General features: G+C 50.2%; 17 protein-coding genes. 15 read left to right on the forward strand and 2 right to left on the reverse strand.

Annotated elements, in window-relative coordinates; genetic code table 11:
- Positions 1 to 5 precede the first annotated feature (5 nt).
- The 10 genes from BMY11_RS04470 to BMY11_RS04515 all read left to right on the forward strand — a co-directional run bounded on the left by BMY11_RS04470 (position 6) and on the right by BMY11_RS04515 (position 11,246).
- The gene (locus BMY11_RS04470) at positions 6 to 2,732 is read left to right on the forward strand and encodes a PBP1A family penicillin-binding protein (RefSeq protein WP_090573235.1); all 2,727 of its coding nucleotides are present in this window, start codon (positions 6 to 8) and stop codon (positions 2,730 to 2,732) included.
- 30 nt (positions 2,733 to 2,762) lie between these two features.
- Positions 2,763 to 3,482: a peptidylprolyl isomerase gene (locus BMY11_RS04475; protein ID WP_371262754.1), complete on the forward strand. Its 720-nt coding sequence runs from the start codon at positions 2,763 to 2,765 to the stop codon at positions 3,480 to 3,482.
- Positions 3,483 to 3,710: 228 nt separating this feature from the next.
- Entirely contained in the window at positions 3,711 to 4,265 is a 555-nt protein-coding gene (locus BMY11_RS04480; protein WP_090573534.1) for a ribonuclease FAU-1 family protein, read from the forward strand.
- A complete protein-coding gene (locus tag BMY11_RS04485; protein WP_090573236.1) occupies positions 4,262 to 4,942 on the forward strand; it encodes a YdcF family protein in 681 nt (226 codons plus the stop codon). The genes BMY11_RS04480 and BMY11_RS04485 overlap by 4 nt, the downstream gene beginning before the upstream one ends.
- Positions 4,943 to 5,059: 117 nt before the next feature.
- On the forward strand, positions 5,060 to 6,046 hold the full coding sequence (locus BMY11_RS04490; RefSeq protein ID WP_090573535.1) for an AAA family ATPase: 987 nt from the start codon (positions 5,060 to 5,062) through the stop codon (positions 6,044 to 6,046).
- Between the two features lie 32 nt (positions 6,047 to 6,078).
- Positions 6,079 to 7,371, forward strand: coding sequence for a GTPase HflX (hflX, locus tag BMY11_RS04495; protein ID WP_090573237.1), 1,293 nt, complete (start codon positions 6,079 to 6,081; stop codon positions 7,369 to 7,371).
- Positions 7,372 to 7,401: 30 nt separating this feature from the next.
- The gene (locus tag BMY11_RS04500; RefSeq protein ID WP_371262755.1) at positions 7,402 to 8,688 is read left to right on the forward strand and encodes a methionine gamma-lyase family protein; all 1,287 of its coding nucleotides are present in this window, start codon (positions 7,402 to 7,404) and stop codon (positions 8,686 to 8,688) included.
- Between the two features lie 61 nt (positions 8,689 to 8,749).
- Positions 8,750 to 9,160 (forward strand): MerR family transcriptional regulator, encoded by a 411-nt coding sequence (locus tag BMY11_RS04505; protein WP_090573238.1) that lies wholly within the window; start codon positions 8,750 to 8,752, stop codon positions 9,158 to 9,160.
- A gap of 30 nt (positions 9,161 to 9,190) precedes the next feature.
- A complete protein-coding gene (gene glnA, locus BMY11_RS04510; protein ID WP_090573239.1) occupies positions 9,191 to 10,519 on the forward strand; it encodes a type I glutamate--ammonia ligase in 1,329 nt (442 codons plus the stop codon).
- 148 nt (positions 10,520 to 10,667) lie between these two features.
- A complete protein-coding gene (locus BMY11_RS04515) occupies positions 10,668 to 11,246 on the forward strand; it encodes a hypothetical protein (RefSeq protein WP_090573240.1) in 579 nt (192 codons plus the stop codon).
- 83 nt (positions 11,247 to 11,329) lie between these two features.
- On the opposite strand, the gene lexA is transcribed toward BMY11_RS04515, so the two are convergent.
- On the reverse strand, positions 11,330 to 11,947 hold the full coding sequence (gene lexA, locus BMY11_RS04520) for a transcriptional repressor LexA (protein ID WP_090573241.1): 618 nt from the start codon (positions 11,945 to 11,947) through the stop codon (positions 11,330 to 11,332).
- Positions 11,948 to 12,137: 190 nt separating this feature from the next.
- Here lexA and BMY11_RS28720 point away from each other — a divergent pair, with 190 nt between their 5' ends.
- From BMY11_RS28720 to BMY11_RS04545, 5 genes are all read left to right on the forward strand, one after another.
- Entirely contained in the window at positions 12,138 to 12,515 is a 378-nt protein-coding gene (locus BMY11_RS28720) for a LysM peptidoglycan-binding domain-containing protein (protein ID WP_177182490.1), read from the forward strand.
- A 165-nt stretch (positions 12,516 to 12,680) separates the two neighbouring features.
- Positions 12,681 to 12,896, forward strand: coding sequence for a DUF896 domain-containing protein (locus BMY11_RS04530; RefSeq protein WP_090573242.1), 216 nt, complete (start codon positions 12,681 to 12,683; stop codon positions 12,894 to 12,896).
- Between the two features lie 29 nt (positions 12,897 to 12,925).
- Positions 12,926 to 13,912, forward strand: a complete 987-nt coding sequence (locus BMY11_RS04535; protein ID WP_090573243.1) for an aldo/keto reductase — start codon at positions 12,926 to 12,928, stop codon at positions 13,910 to 13,912.
- Between the two features lie 49 nt (positions 13,913 to 13,961).
- Positions 13,962 to 14,480, forward strand: a complete 519-nt coding sequence (locus tag BMY11_RS04540; RefSeq protein WP_090573244.1) for a hypothetical protein — start codon at positions 13,962 to 13,964, stop codon at positions 14,478 to 14,480.
- 24 nt (positions 14,481 to 14,504) lie between these two features.
- Entirely contained in the window at positions 14,505 to 15,290 is a 786-nt protein-coding gene (locus tag BMY11_RS04545) for an HAD family hydrolase (protein ID WP_090573245.1), read from the forward strand.
- Between the two features lie 78 nt (positions 15,291 to 15,368).
- Here BMY11_RS04545 and BMY11_RS04550 read toward each other — a convergent pair whose 3' ends face one another.
- On the reverse strand, positions 15,369 to 15,905 hold the full coding sequence (locus BMY11_RS04550) for a 1,2-dihydroxy-3-keto-5-methylthiopentene dioxygenase (protein WP_090573246.1): 537 nt from the start codon (positions 15,903 to 15,905) through the stop codon (positions 15,369 to 15,371).
- Positions 15,906 to 16,016 lie beyond the last annotated feature (111 nt).

Genomic DNA, 16,016 nt, shown 5'->3' on the forward strand with positions numbered 1-16,016 from the left:
TACAGATGACTGAAGGACCACGCAGCACGAGGAGTAGTAAGGCGGAAAAGACCGGGAAGCCCGGCAAGAAGGGTAAGAAGCGCATCAATCGGCGCAAAGCAGCGATTTGGTTATTCTTCACCGGTGCGATTGCTGTTGTTTGTGGCATTATCGGGTATTTGTTGATTATCCTGAACGGTGAACGCATTCTCTCAGAGAATCAAGATAAATTCGTGCTTCCGGAAGCGTCCACGATCTATGATTCGCAAGGCAAAGAGGTCACCAAGCTCTATCAGGCAGGCGGCAATCGTGAGAACGTCGAGTTCGCGGAAATTCCGGAGTTGATGCGCGATGCGGTAATCGCGACAGAGGACCGACGTTTCGAAGCGCATTCCGGTATCGACCTATATTCGATTGGCCGTGCCATTGTACGAGATATCGTAGCACGCAGCGCCGTTGAAGGCGGCAGCACAATTACGCAGCAGCTTGCGAAGAACTTATTCCTGACGCAGGACAAAACCTTCTTCCGAAAAGCGACGGAAGCATCAATTGCAGTCGCGCTTGAGCATAAGAAGACGAAGGATGAGATTATTACGATGTACCTGAACCGGATCTATTTCGGCAAAGGGGTATACGGGATTAAATCTGCAGCAAAGTACTATTTTGATACCGATTTGAAAGACTTACAGCTATGGCAAATGGCGACGCTTGCGGGTATCCCTAAGGCGCCGGGCACTTACAATCCGATTAGCAATCCGGATAACTCGATGGAGCGTCGCGGCGTTGTACTTCAGCTGATGCAGAGTCAGGGCTATATCACGCAAGCGCAGATGGATGAAGCGAAGTCGGTCAAGTATGTGCCTGTTGAGCATGCGAAGACGGCGAGCGATACGTATCCGGCGTTCCTGGACTTCGTCATTAACGAAGCCGAGCAGGTCAGTGGTTTGACGGAGGAACAGCTGCGCAGCGGCGGTTATAACATCTATACGACGCTGAACACGCAGGCTCAATCCGCTGCTGAGAAGCAGTTCGAGGATGACGACAACTTCGAGAAGAGCGTTGATGACCAGCAAGAGCAAGCCGCAATGATTATTGTCGACCACCGTAATGGAGCGATTCAAGGGCTTGTCGGCGGTCGGGATTATGTGAAGAAAGGGCTGAACCGCATACTTGTGCCGCGTCAGCCTGGCTCTTCATTTAAGCCAATTACGGTCTATGGTCCTGCAATTGATTCAGGTGACTGGTATCCGTGGTCAATCTTGCAGGATACGAAGACTTGCTATGGTTCTTACTGTCCGACAGATTCGAATAAAGTCAAATATGTCGGTCCGATCCAAATGAAGCAGTCTCTCAAGGAATCGCGTAACGCATCTGCGGTATGGCTGCTCAATGAAATCGGAGTGAAGACTGGACTCAAATTCGCGGACAAAATGGGCTTTACCCTCGACAGCACGCAAGACCGTAACTTGGCGATTGGCCTCGGCGGTTTGACGAATGGGGTAACGCCGTTTGAGATGGCGAAGGCATACAGCGCTTTTGCGAATGATGGCAAGTCGGTTGATCCGCATTCCTTAACCAAGATTACTGATAAGGAAGGCGATTCGCTATACGAGTATAGCGAGCCGAAGTCGGAGCAGCTAATGAAGACGGAGACTGCCACCTATATGACGCAAATGATGCAGGCTGTTCTGGAGAAGGGCGGAACAGGCGTTAATGCCCGCCTTGATCGTCCAGTAGCAGGTAAGACCGGTACGACGCAGAATGGTATCCCAGGTCTCGTGAATGGATACAACCGTGATGCCTGGTTCGCTGGTTATACACCGGAATGGACGGCCGTCGTCTGGATGGGCTATGATCATACCGATAAGGATCATATGATAAAGAAGAGCAGCTCCCAAGCCGCAGCATTGTTCGGCAAAGTGATGAGTGAAGCGATGAAAGGTGTGCCAAAAGGAAGCTTTGCGAAGCCAAGTGATGTTCAAGAAGAGCAGCCACCGGTTGGCATTACGAACTTTAACGCCATCTACGACGAGCAAGCTGCCATTGTGAAGCTGGCTTGGTCACCAGTTGAAGGCACAGGCATGACCTACCGTATCTATCGCAAAGAAGCGAGCGAGGCTCAATTCACGAAGCTGATGGATGCACTCGATGCGACTGGCGTGGACGATATGAGCGTAATGCCAGGGATGAGCTATCAGTACTATGTCACAGCGTACGATCCGCAGAAGGAAATGGAAGGTACGCCTTCTGAGACGCTCAAGGTCGATATTCCTGAGGTGGAGATTACACCTCCTGCGGAAGAAACGCCAGGCAATGGTAATGGAGGCAACCCAGGCAATGGAAACGAGGGAACACAGCCTGGTGAGACTCCAGGTAACGGAACCGAAACACCAGGTAACGGCGGACAGGAAACACCAGGCAATGGTGGGACGGAAACGCCTGATAATGGCGGTACAACGCCTGGTGACGGTGGAAACAACGGACAGACGCCTGGTAACGGCGGCACGCAGACGCCTGGGAATGGTGGACAGCCAGCTGAGCCAGGAACTGGCAGCGGCGGCAATGCCGGTACTAACAGTGGCACGGGAACGACGCCAGGTGCAAGCACGGATAATGGGGCTGGCAACGCATCAGGCGGCGATCAGACCCAGCCTGCGAATGACGGCACATTACCGGTTGACAGCCAACAAGGCCAGAACGTGCAGAGCGGCGGCACGTCCAATCAAACAACGACTACGACTACTACCCCTTAATATGTGGGACATTTGGAGGCAATTCCGAACATGATGAACCGAACTGCGCTAGTACTCATTCTGTCAGCTATGCTAATTGTGGTAGCTGGATGCGGCAGTAAATCCGAAAACAATACGATTCAGAACAATCAAGGCGCGGTTAGCGATACGACGAACAATTCGGCTGGAAATACAACGACAGGCGGAGCCTCGAATTCGGCGACAACAACACCGAAGCAATGGAAAAAGATGCCGGAGATGTCCATTGATACTGCGAAGACGTACAGTGCAGTATTCAAAACGAACAAAGGCGAGTTTACGGTCGACTTGTACGCGAAGGATGCGCCGCAAACCGTTAACAGCTTCGTCTTCCTATCTAAGGAGAAGTACTATGACGGCGTTCCGTTCCACCGCATTATTCAGAATTTCATGATTCAGAGCGGCGATCCAACGGGTACTGGAATGGGCGGTCCTGGTTATAACGTGCCAGACGAGTTCAATAACGGGTACAAGTTCGAGGATGGAACGCTTGCGATGGCCAACACGGGTCAGAAGAACACAGGCGGCAGCCAATTCTTTATTTGTACTGGAGCGGACGCAGCTTTCTTGAATAAACAGCCGAACTACACCATTTTCGGTAAAGTAACCAAGGGGATGGATGTCGTGAAAGAAATCGCGAAAACGCCGGTTGGACCTGGCAACGGTGAGCAAGCAGATAGCAAGCCGACAGAGGATGTCCATATCGAGACGATTACCATTACAGAGAAATGAGCTTGAATTGAAGAGGGGGCAGCGGTTGCTGCCCTCCTTTTGCATTTTGAGGCAAGCAGGGCTTGGTTTATTTTACTGGTTGACTGGAATATGGACGTTATGTTGTGGTAAGCTTTTTTTAATAAGGGAAATCTACCCTTCTGCAACGTTCTGACTGAGGTGTCAGGTCTGCAGGTGTGCTTCCGCGCTGTAACGTTTGGCGCGATCCTAACGGAAAGGTCGTTCCGTATGAAACGAAAATTTTCTGACCGAGCCAATTGGCGCCGCATTTTGCGAAGAAGCTATACGTGCCTTGCGATGGACGCAGACGAGTTTAGAGGACTTGTAACGTTCTACCGCATTCATGAATTGCGTGAACCGCTTTGGAAAGAATACAACGGGCGTAGATTATGCCTCGCTGACCGCGGATATTTATGGATGCAGCATTTTCCGCGAGGAGAACATTTTGTAGTGACGACGATGTTTGATGATAAGAACCGGGTCGTTCAATGGTATATCGATATTTGTAAGACGCAAGGTCTGACAGACCAACAGGTGCCGTGGTTTGACGATTTGTATCTGGATGTCGTTGTACTGCCGACCGGGGAAGTGTTCCTGCTTGATGAGGATGAGCTTGAGGAAGCTGTAAGTCAAGGTACCGTAACGATCAAGGACGCTGCCCTTGCGCGCAAGACGGCGGGAAGGCTGTTGTCTACGATACGTAACGGACGATTCCGATATTTCACGCTCAGTCTCAAGCATCGCAAAGCACTTGCTCAGAATGGAGAACTTAGCGAATCATGAAATCAGTCCCAGCTACGAAGAAGCCCAAGAAGCGCAGCGTCCGCAGTCGGTACCGGATTATTCGGCTCCTGCTGCGGATTACCGCTTTCGGTGCAGCATTCGGTGTATTCTGGTGCGCCTATTTGCTTTACCTCATTAACGGCTACGACGCCCCGAAGACCATTCCTAAGGCTGACGCTGCTATCATACTCGGTGCGGCCTTGTGGTCTGACAAGCCAAGCCCTGGACTTAAAGAGCGGCTCGATTATGGCCTCGGTTTGTACAAGCAGCGGAAGGTCGCGCATTTTATATTGTCGGGTGGACATGATCATAACGGCTCTACCTTATCTGAAGCGGAAGGGATGCGCGATTATCTGACGGCGAAAGGCGTGCCTGTGGAAGCGATGGTGCTGGAGGAGGATTCACGCAGTACATACGAGAATTTGCTGTTCAGCAAACCGCTTGCGCGTAAGCACGGGTGGAACCATCTGTTTATCGTGACGAATGACTTCCATGCGCCGCGGGCTCTGGATATTGCCCAGTACCTTGATTATCCGGGCGATACGATGGCGCTTGGTTTCAAGTCACAAGTACTCTCAATCAGTTACAATTACTCGCGTGAGGTACTTGCCTTCACGAAGTGGAAGCTTGATGAACTGCTGCTGAGGATGGGCGTTCAATTGCCGAATTCCTTTTGACATAGACTCTGTAAGCCTGGCTTCGAAAACTGTTAATATGGCAGATATCACTAGAATACAATGGATTATACGTGCAGCTGATGCCGATGATCCAGCGAAGGATAGGTGATGAAGCAGATGGACGATCGAGTCGTATCAACAGGAGGGGGCGGCAGCGGCAGACCTTCGCGGCAAATTAATGTGGTGCTTCGCAGCAGTGAAACTTTTGCAGCATCGACGAGCAGCTCGGCGCAAGCGCTTGACAGCGAGCCGGTAGCTGCGGCAAGACCATTGTCCGCGAATGATCCATACCTCGAAATCCAGCGGGAGCTTGATCCGATGGTCGGTTTGGACAATGTCAAACTGCTCATTTATGAGATTTATGCGCTGCTGCAGATTAGCCGAATGCGCTCAGACGCAGGGCTGTCAGGCGGCTCGCATGTGTACCATATGATCTTCACAGGCAATCCGGGGACAGGCAAGACTTCTATTGCGCGGATTGTAGCGAAGCTGTTTAACAAGATGGGCGTCCTCTCGAAAGGTCACATGATTGAAGTCGAACGAGCTGATTTGGTTGGCGAGTATATCGGTCATACTGCTCAGAAGACGCGTGATCTCGTGCGAAAAGCGCTTGGCGGCGTTCTGTTTGTGGACGAAGCGTACAGCTTGGCTAGAGGCGGCGAGAAGGATTTTGGCAAGGAAGCAATTGATACGCTCGTGAAGGCGATGGAGGATTATCGGAATCAATTCGTTCTTATCTTGGCCGGTTACCCGCTTGAGATTGAGAATTTCCTGATGACGAATCCGGGCCTTCCTTCCAGATTCCCGATCCAAATTGATTTTCCCGATTACTCCATAGACCAGCTCATTCAGATCGCGGAGCTCATGGCGAAGGATCGGGACTACACGCTTATGCCGCAGACGATATTTAAGCTGAGGCAGCATCTTATGCAAGAGAAAGCGATCTCGATGTTTTCTTTCAGCAACGCGCGATATGTGCGCAATATAATAGAGAAAGCGTTCAGGCATCAAGCTGTTCGCCTCTTGAATCAATACTCGAGCAGTTCTCCTGGGAAGCAGGAGCTGATGACTGTTCGCCCGGAAGATTTGAAATGGGATAAGTAATAGGCAAGCATAGAAGGAGTTGCATGGCAAGTATGCGGCAAAGTACGTACGATACAGAAAATGAACTGCAGGATCGCGCGGTCCTCGTCAGTCTGGTAACGCCAAATATAAAGCGGGGTACTGGCGATCCTGAGCATTCCTTGCAAGAGCTTGTCAGCTTGGCTGAGACGGCAGGCGTTGAAGTGCTCTCCACGTTGACGCAGAATAAAGAGTCGGTGGATACCAAATGGTTTATCGGCAAAGGGAAAGTCGAGGAGCTGCGAGCAGTTGCTGAGGAGTTAGGCGCTACGACGGCGATCTTCGATCAGGAGCTCTCCGGTGCGCAGGTGCGCAATCTGGAAGCGACGCTCGATCTGAAGATTATTGATCGGACGCAGCTCATCCTCGATATCTTCGCGCAGCGGGCTAAGACGCGCGAGGGTATTATTCAAGTTGAGCTGGCACAGCTGAGCTATTTGCTCCCGAGGCTGTCTGGCCACGGCAAGAATCTCTCCCGTCTAGGCGGGGGGATCGGAACGAGAGGTCCCGGTGAAACGAAGCTGGAGACGGACCGCCGTCATATCCGGGATCGAATCTCTGATCTAAAGCATGTCCTCGACGAAGTTGTCCGCCATCGGACGCTGCACCGTGAACGCAGACGGAAGTCCGGCGTGCAGCAGGTTGCTCTGGTTGGCTATACGAATGCCGGCAAGTCAACATTGCTTCGTGAGCTGACAGCCGCGGACGTTTATGTCGAGAACCAATTGTTCGCAACACTTGACCCGACATCAAGAACGCTGGAGCTGCCGAGCGGCAAAGAAGTAATACTCACCGATACGGTTGGATTTATTCAGAACTTGCCGCATGACTTGGTAGCGGCTTTCCGGGCAACACTGGAAGAGGTGAACGAAGCAGATCTCGTTCTGCATGTCATCGATAGCTCATCCATTATGCGTGAGGAGCAAATTCGCGTTGTAGAGCGGATTCTGAACGAGCTTGGGGCGGCAGGCAAGCCGACGCTGATGATCTATAACAAGATCGATATGTGCGAGGATGTTGACTCTGAGCTGATACCGGCGAACGGACAAGATACCCTCGTCATGAGTGCGTACAACACAGACGATTTGCTCCGTTTGAGACAGATGATTCAAGATCGGATGACGGGGGATACGAAAACTTTTATGCTGCCGGCTGAACGCGGTGATCTGATCGCTCTTGCGTACCGAACAGGTGACGTTATCGAACAGACCGTTGATGGCGATTATATGCGATTGACTGTGCAGCTGAGCAAACAGGACTACGAAGTGCACGGGTATAAGCTAGAAGCATTCGTGGAACTGGCATAACGAAGGAACTATTGAGGAGAGACATCTATCGTGAGGCAGCATGAAAGTGAAAGTTGGCTGGAATTAACCAAGTGGGCGGAGGCTGCGGAGACGCAGACCGCCCCTGTTTTTCGTTCTATCGATGGTATTAGTGAGCGCAATCAGTGGAAAGTTATCGCTGCATTTCAGAAGCACAAAGTAAGTGATTTTCATTTTAATGGCTCCACTGGATATGGATACAATGATACAGGGAGAGAAGTACTTGATCTCGTCTATGCGGATGTGATGGGGGCGGAAGCTGCGTTAGTGCGACCTCATTTTGTGTCAGGTACTCATACAATTAGCTGTGCTTTGTTCGGCTTGCTGCGCCCAGGCGACGAGCTTCTCTACATCACTGGCAAACCTTACGATACACTGCATAAAGTCATTGGTAAGCCTGGTGACGGGCAAGGCTCACTCCAGGATTTTGGCATCAGGTACGGGGAAGTTGCACCGCTATCGGATGGCTCGATTGATTGGGATACGGTAGGGGCACGCATGAATGAACGTACGAAGGTCATTGGTATTCAACGCTCTCGCGGCTATGACTGGCGTTCCTCGTACACGGTTGCTCAAATCGGGGAAATGGTGAAGCGTGTCAAAGCGTTAAAGCCGGATGTGTATGTGTTCGTCGATAACTGCTATGGGGAATTTACAGAGGAGCTTGAACCGACGGAAGTAGGCGTTGATTTAATGGCCGGTTCGTTGATCAAGAATCCAGGCGGTGGCTTGGCGCCAACTGGCGGTTATGTGGCTGGCACTCAGAAAGCGGTAGACTTAACTGCTTATCGGCTTACAGCGCCTGGTATTGGAGGCGAAGTTGGTGCAACGCTCGGCACTCTTCGGGCGATGTATCAAGGTTTGTTCTTGGCGCCGCATATTGTGGGACAAGCGCTTAAAGGAAGCGTGTTCGGCGCCGCGATGTTCGAACTGCTAGGATTCGAGAGTAATCCGCGCTATGATGCGCCGCGGACAGACCTCATTCAAGCGATCCGTTTCGACCGCGCGGAGCAACTGATCGCTTTCGTACAGGGCGTGCAGCGCGCATCGGCAGTAGATGCGCATGTCGTGCCAGTGCCGTGGGACATGCCTGGTTATGAGCATCCTGTCATCATGGCGGCAGGTACGTTCATGCAAGGCGGCAGCTTGGAGTTATCTGCGGACGCGCCGATTCGTGAGCCTTATATTGCGTATATGCAAGGCGGCCTCACGTATGCCCATGTCAAATATGGTGTTCTGAATGCTTTAACTGTACTCGCCGAACGAGAATTAGTTGTAATTAAACCTCACACAACTTGACACGTTTTTGGCATGGCGGTACAATGTAAGTATATATCAGATACTGGAAGGTTGATGCGACATGGGTGACGAAATACGCAGAAATATGGCGCTTTTTCCAATCGGCATCGTGATGAAGTTGACCGACTTGACCGCTAGGCAAATCCGTTATTATGAACAGCATGACTTGATTGTTCCAGCTCGGACAAGTGGCAACCAACGACTATTCTCGTTCAACGACGTAGAGCGGCTGCTAGAGATCAAATCATTGATTGAGAAGGGCGTCAACATTGCGGGCATTAAGCAAGTGATGAATCCTGTTTCGAAGGAATCCGAAGACGCGACAGTCGTCAGCGAGCTGTCGGAAGTGAAGAGACGCGAGCTGTCGGACGCGCAGCTGCACCGTTTGCTGAAGCAACAGCTGCTTGAGAAGAGACCGGGCAAAGCTTCGATGATTCAAGGTCAGCTGTCCCGTTTCTATAACAAGAAATAAAACAAACATTCGCCTAAGGAGATGATTTGAGTGAGTTTCACAAAAGATGACATCAGACGTATCACCCAGGAACAGAATGTCCGTTTTATTCGTCTTCAGTTCACCGACTTGCTTGGAACAATTAAGAACGTAGAAATTCCAGTCAGTCAGTTAGAAAAGGCACTTGATAACAAAATGATGTTCGACGGTTCTTCGATCGAAGGCTATGTACGGATTGAAGAATCCGATATGTACCTGTATCCGGACCTTGACACATGGGTTGTATTCCCATGGGTTGCGGAAGATCGCATTGCTCGTTTGATCTGTGATGTATATATGCCAGACGGTACACCGTTCGCGGGCGATCCGCGCGGTATCTTGAAACGTTCGCTTAAAGAAGCAGAAGAGCTTGGCTTCACGGCGATGAATGTTGGTCCTGAACCAGAGTTCTTCTTGTTCAAGACAGATGCGAAAGGCAATCCGACGACAGAACTGAACGACCAAGGCGGATACTTTGACCTTGCACCGATGGATCTTGGCGAAAACTGCCGCCGCGAGATCGTACTGACTCTGGAAGAGATGGGCTTCGAGATTGAAGCTTCTCACCATGAAGTGGCGCCAGGTCAGCACGAAATCGACTTCAAATATGCGGATGCGATCAAAGCAGCTGACCAAATCCAGACGTTCAAGCTCGTCGTTAAGACGATTGCACGTCAGCATGGTTTGCATGCGACGTTCATGCCTAAGCCGTTGTTCGGCGTAAACGGTTCCGGTATGCACTGTCACCAATCGCTGTTCCGCGGCAACGAGAATGCATTCTATGATGAGAGCGATAAGCTTGGTCTTAGCCAAACTGCTCGTTATTACATGGCTGGCGTACTTCGCCACGCTCGTGCGTTCGCAGCAATAACAAACCCTACCGTTAACTCGTACAAGCGTCTCGTACCTGGTTACGAAGCACCTTGTTATGTAGCTTGGTCTGCAAGTAACCGCAGCCCGATGATTCGTATTCCGGCATCCCGCGGTCTTAGCACACGTATCGAAGTGCGCAGCCCGGACCCTGCAGCGAATCCTTACCTCGCGCTTGCTGTTATGTTGAAAGCGGGCCTTGATGGCATCAAGAACAAGATTGCTCTTCCAGCTCCGACAGACCGTAACATCTATGTGATGACGGACGAAGAACGTATCGACGAAGGTATCCCGAGCTTGCCGGGCGACCTGAAAGAAGCGTTGACAGAGCTGCTTCGCAGTGAAGTCATCTGTGACACACTTGGCGATCACGCACTTGCACACTTCTATGAACTGAAAGAAATCGAATGGGACATGTACCGTACGCAAATCCACGAGTGGGAACGCGATCAGTACTTGACTCTGTTCTAAGAAACGTTTCTAATCCCCTTGTGGCCATTGTGGCAGCAAGGGGTTTTTTATTGTAGAACGGATACGCTGCGCTCCGCTTCTTCACCCGTGACCTCTGTCCCGCATACACTATATGTTAAGAGGGTACAGGAGAGAGAAGGCGACAGTGATGAACGGAAAAGTGGGAACGGACGCGCAATTTCGGCTAACAGGAGCGATACTTCGGAAGGTCGCGGGGATCATGATTCCGTTCTATCGTAAGATCGCGTGCAATTATTCATTCGCGCTGAGATGGTCGAAGGCTGTTCGTACGACGGATATTGATACGTTAGCGAAGATGTTCAAGTCAGTTGCGCCATCGGCAAAGCTGAGCAGCTTGTCATCCAACGGAATCGGGTATTTCTTCGACTTCGAATTTCCGGATCCGATTATCCAATACTCATGCGGTTTAACCATTCCACCAGGCAGAACGCAATTTACGTTCTCTACACCGGTTCACCGAATGATAGCTCGAGCGATTCTGCCATTCTATCGCGCACTACGCTCGTCGAGTGCCTATGCGGCAGCCGTAGCGAGAGCGATCAATTATCGTAATATCAAACGGCTGAGAAGGCTGGTTCGCCGGAAAGTCAACTCGCTTGCGCTCAAGCGAATTCTTATCGCGTTCTCGGGCGTAGCGTTTAACTTTAAGTACAAACGAAGTAAGTTTATGTATCAAAGCTTGTTATTTCGGGAGCTTGTAGGTTAATTGACATCCTGGGAGAGAAAAGAGAGAGGGCCATCTGAGGTGCTGCGGCAGCACTTTCAGATGGCCCTTTGTGATAAATAGTATTAGTGAATGTCTCTGAACAAGCCGATGACTTTGCCGAGAATGGAGACATTGCGAAGACGGATCGGTTCCATCGTTGAATTCTCCGGTTGAAGGCGGATGTGATCCTTCTCCTTGTAGAACGTCTTTACCGTTGCTTCATCTTCCTCAGTCATTGCGACTACGATATCACCGTTGTTCGCGGTTTGCTGTTGACGAACGATCACATAGTCACCATTGTGGATGCCTGCTTCAATCATACTCTCGCCAATAACATTAAGAATAAAGACGGTATCATCGCCAACTCTATCCGCAGGAAGAGGGAAATAGTCTTCGATGTTCTCAGTTGCGGTAATCGGTACGCCTGCGGTTACTTTACCGATGACAGGCACTTTGGAAATTGCGAGCGGGAACGGTACGATCTCGTCGCCGTCCAAAATCTCAATTGCACGAGGCTTCGTCGGGTCGCGGCGAATAAGACCTTTCTTCTCAAGGCGGTCCAGATGGCCGTGAACGGTCGAGCTGGAAGCGAGTCCAACAGCTTCGCCGATTTCACGAACAGAAGGCGGATAGCCTTTCTCGCGTACTTCCGTCTTGATGAATTCTAGTATCGCCTGCTGGCGGTTTGAAAGTTTCGACACCGGAATCACTCCAAAGTTTCATTTGTGTCAAATTATAGCACAGAACCGGAGTTCGTACAAACATAAGTTCTTGAAAACACAGGTTCGCGTATTTGTACGAACAAATGTTCCAAAAACGCTTGACTACAAACAAATGTTCGTGTTATTGTTAATTCAACGACAACAGAACAAACGTTTGGGGTGCTGGATAATGATGACAACGATATCTTCTTACTCAACTACTTATAAAGGAAACACGAGAAACAACCATACAACGAAGCATGTATGGAATGACTCTAGTAAGCAACGTCTTCTATTAAGACTAGCAGTTGCGGGATTACTGTTCGTACTGCTGTTCACGGGTCTGACATTGATGACGAGCTACGCTGGGAGCGAGCATCCTGCTGAACCAACTGCAATGGAGCGTATGGTTGTGATCGGAGCAGGCGACACGCTGTGGGATATTGCTGGCAGAGTGCGCGAGTCGGGACAAGATATTCGTGAAGTGGTGTACAGCTTGAAGAAGCGGAACAATTTAACGAATAGTACACTGCAAGCTGGGCAGTCTTTAATTGTACCTGTTGAATAACACTTATAATGAATGTATGAACTAGAAAGTTAAGCCTGAGCGCATGATTCGCTCAGGCTTCTTCAATCTCTGGAAGGACCTGTGTTACCTTGACAATGGCTCCTTATTAATGTCAAAGTAAAGGTTGACATGTTGACCTTAGGCAGGGAAAGGAGTGCAGTAGAAATGAACGCTATAGACAAAGTCATTGCCCGTATTAACGAGCTCTCTCGCAAGAATAAAACCGTCGGTTTAACACCGGAGGAGCTTGTTGAACGAGACGAGCTACGCCGTCAATATCTCAACAACTTCAAAAGCAATTTCCGTAATCAACTCGATACCATTAAATGGGCGGAAGATGAAGAGAACGGAGAGAACGGCGGAGGTTCGGTTAAGCACTAATGACTTCTATCATGTAGGAGGGGACGAGCATGGAGTATCGGTTACTAGGCAGAAGCGGCCTAGCTGTGTCTGAGCTTTGTTTGGGAACGATGACGTTTGGCAATACAACTAGCGAGACAGATTCCATCAGTATGGTTCACCGGTTCATGGAGCAAGGCGGTAATTTCCTGGATACAGCCAATGTATATGTAGGCGGACTTTCAGAGGAAATTGTCGGACGAGCCATTAAGGACCGTCGCTCGGATGTTGTTCTGGCGACGAAGGTCAGATTCGCTACCTCTACCAATGCGAACGGGGTTGGAGTATCGAGAAAACATATTATGGATGCTGTCGAAGCAAGCTTGAAGCGGCTCGATACTGACTACATAGATCTCTATCAAGTGCATGTATGGGATCATGCGACACCAATCGAAGAGACACTGCGTGCGCTTGATGATCTAGTAACAGCAGGCAAGGTCAGATATATCGGCTGTTCGAACTTCTTCGCATGGCAGCTAATGAAGTCGCTTGCAGTTAGTGACTGGAACCGCTATGTTCGGTTCATCTCTATTCAACCACAATACAGCTTAGTCAGCCGCGAGATGGATCGTGAGATGATCTCGCTGTGCCTCGAAGAGAATGTTGGTATTATTCCTTGGGCACCACTTGGCGGCGGGTTCTTAACTGGCCGCTATGGGGCAGAAGAGCCGACTAGCGGACGTCTGACATCCAAGGTAGGCGAGAGCTCATGGGCGAATCGTTCGACCTCGAACAACTTCGCAGTGCTTGAGGCGGTTAGGCAGGCTGCGAAAGAGCTGGATAAGACGCCTGCTCAAGTTGCGCTCGCATGGCTGCTACGCAGGGAAGGTATTACGTCGCCGATCTTCGGTGCGAGTACGCTTGCCCAATACGAAGAGAATATGGGTGCAATAGGCTGGTCGATACCAGAGGCAGTATGGAAGCAGCTTGATGAGGTTAGTGCTTTGCCAAGTGAATATCCGAACCGATTTATTGCCAAATTCGCTCGACAGTTGTAATGAAAGAACAACAATTAATTTGTGATTATGTATTGTAGGAGGAGCATCCTTGTCAAGATCGTGGGAACGTAAAGTTCAGAAGAACCAAGCTCAAATTAACAAACAGCGGAAGAAGCGCGGTCAAAAGCCACTTTTGTCCGCGGCATCTAGCGTAGAAACGCTCGATACATTCAGAGGCCGCAGCTATCTAATGCCTGCGTTCCTGCTTCTGTTCATTTTATTCTATGTCATCGTTACTGTAACATCGGAGAACTTTAAGGAAACAGGCTCTATGTTCTGGGTAACAATCGGCTGTTACGTCGTATTGGCACTGCTCTTCATGTTCCGTCGTCCTTACCTTGCGATTGGCAAAGATTTTATTCGCTCCCGCCGGTTTACAGGCGATCGTTCGATCTATGTTAACAACATTAAAGCGATCAATGTCCAGAAGGGCTATATCGTGATCGAGCAGCACAAAGGCGGCAACTGGGTGTTCTCCCGCCTTATTAACCGTTATCCGACTGAGCAAATAACAGACCGCTTGCGTTCGTTTGCCGGGCAGCATGCTATTGCTTTTACAGAAAAATAAGTAAACGAGAGTGGAGTGCAAATCATGGCGAAGCAAGCAGTTCTATTTGATCTAGATGATACGCTGCTATGGGATGACCGCAGCGTACAGGAAGCGTTCGACGCAACTTGCGAAGCAGGAGCAGCCCAGAGCGGCGTAGATGCGAAGGCGCTTGAAGAAGCGGTACGCCGCGAAGCGCGTGCGCTCTATGAATCGTATGAGACTTTCGCATTCACGAAGATGATCGGTATTAATCCTTTCGAAGGGCTATGGGCGAACTTCCTCGAGGGCGAACAGAAGGAATTCCGGATGCTGCAGGAGCTTGCGCCAGGATACCGCCGCGATGCTTGGACGCGTGGACTTTCGTCACTCGGTATTGATAATCCGGAGCTCGGCGCGCAGCTTGCGGAACAATTCCCTGCGGAGCGCCGCAAGCGTCCTTACGTATACGAAGAGACGTTCGCTGTACTCGATCAGCTGAAAGGGAAGTACAAGCTGCTGCTGCTGACGAACGGTTCACCTGACTTGCAGCGCGAGAAGCTGGCCGGCGTACCTGCGATCGTTCCGTATTTTGACCACATCATCATCTCTGGCGAATTCGGCAAAGGGAAGCCTGCCGCTGAGATTTTCCACCATGCGCTGGAGCGTCTCGGCATCGAGCCGGAGCACGGCATTATGGTTGGAGATAAGCTGACGACTGATATTCTCGGCTCGAATACGATTGGCATGACATCCGTTTGGATTAACCGCCATGGCATGAAACGTACAGACGAAATCATTCCAGCTCATGAAATCAAACATCTCGAAGAACTGCTGCCGCTGCTCGTGTAATGAAGCTGCAGCCACCTAAAAGAAGAAGACCCGCCATCATGGCAGGTCTTCTTCTTTTCTTCGTTTATCATCCAACTGTTATGCAAAAGCCGGATCTTCGAGATTCGTTGCAACCCAGCCATCCTTCTCGATGAAGAGGCGAACTGCGATAATTTCGCGGTTGTCCATTAGCGTGAAGAAATGCGCTCTGTTCTCAGGAACGGAGATGACATCGCCAGCTTCCAGCTCAACATCGAAGTAACCCGTTTCCTCATCACCTTTAATAATGAAGATGCCTCGGCCAGATACGATACCGCGAATTTCATCTTCTGTATGCGTGTGGATCTGCTCGAATTTCTTCAGCAGCTCCTCGATGTTTGGAGTCGCGTCCGAGAGGGAGATGACATCCCAGATTTGATAGCCGCGGCGTGCAGCGAGCTCGCGGATCTCTTCATCGTACGTAGACAGAATCGTTTGTTTCTCTTCATCGGAAAGAACGAATTTGTTATGAAGTTCAGCGGGCAGCTTGCTTGCTTCCCAGTGCTCATACAGCACTTCTTGATTGTCTAGAAACGCACGGACGTTCTCTTCGCCGGAGATGCGTTCGTTCGTGCTGCGAATACGAATTTCAGCCATCGAAATAATCCCTCTTTTCACAAAATCATAAATGCCAATACGATTAAGTATAGAACAATTTGGTTGCCCTGTCGACAGCACGGACCCTATGCCTGCAAAAGGTTCTTTGCA

It is taken from the genome of Paenibacillus sp. OV219, from assembly GCF_900110075.1.
GTDB lineage: Bacteria > Bacillota > Bacilli > Paenibacillales > Paenibacillaceae > Paenibacillus_Z.

What these genes read in the sequence shown, in the direction of transcription:
- BMY11_RS04470 (WP_090573235.1), top strand. Translation starts at nt 6, where the DNA reads ATGACTGAAGGACCACGCAGCACGAGGAGTAGTAAGGCGGAAAAGACC.
- BMY11_RS04475 (WP_371262754.1), top strand. Translation starts at nt 2,763, where the DNA reads ATGATGAACCGAACTGCGCTAGTACTCATTCTGTCAGCTATGCTAATT.
- BMY11_RS04480 (WP_090573534.1), top strand. Translation starts at nt 3,711, where the DNA reads ATGAAACGAAAATTTTCTGACCGAGCCAATTGGCGCCGCATTTTGCGA.
- BMY11_RS04485 (WP_090573236.1), top strand. Translation starts at nt 4,262, where the DNA reads ATGAAATCAGTCCCAGCTACGAAGAAGCCCAAGAAGCGCAGCGTCCGC.
- BMY11_RS04490 (WP_090573535.1), top strand. Translation starts at nt 5,060, where the DNA reads ATGGACGATCGAGTCGTATCAACAGGAGGGGGCGGCAGCGGCAGACCT.
- hflX (WP_090573237.1), top strand. Translation starts at nt 6,079, where the DNA reads ATGCGGCAAAGTACGTACGATACAGAAAATGAACTGCAGGATCGCGCG.
- BMY11_RS04505 (WP_090573238.1), top strand. Translation starts at nt 8,750, where the DNA reads ATGGGTGACGAAATACGCAGAAATATGGCGCTTTTTCCAATCGGCATC.
- BMY11_RS04515 (WP_090573240.1), top strand. Translation starts at nt 10,668, where the DNA reads ATGAACGGAAAAGTGGGAACGGACGCGCAATTTCGGCTAACAGGAGCG.
- BMY11_RS28720 (WP_177182490.1), top strand. Translation starts at nt 12,138, where the DNA reads ATGATGACAACGATATCTTCTTACTCAACTACTTATAAAGGAAACACG.
- BMY11_RS04530 (WP_090573242.1), top strand. Translation starts at nt 12,681, where the DNA reads ATGAACGCTATAGACAAAGTCATTGCCCGTATTAACGAGCTCTCTCGC.
- BMY11_RS04535 (WP_090573243.1), top strand. Translation starts at nt 12,926, where the DNA reads ATGGAGTATCGGTTACTAGGCAGAAGCGGCCTAGCTGTGTCTGAGCTT.
- BMY11_RS04545 (WP_090573245.1), top strand. Translation starts at nt 14,505, where the DNA reads ATGGCGAAGCAAGCAGTTCTATTTGATCTAGATGATACGCTGCTATGG.
- BMY11_RS04550 (WP_090573246.1), bottom strand. Translation starts at nt 15,905, where the DNA reads ATGGCTGAAATTCGTATTCGCAGCACGAACGAACGCATCTCCGGCGAA.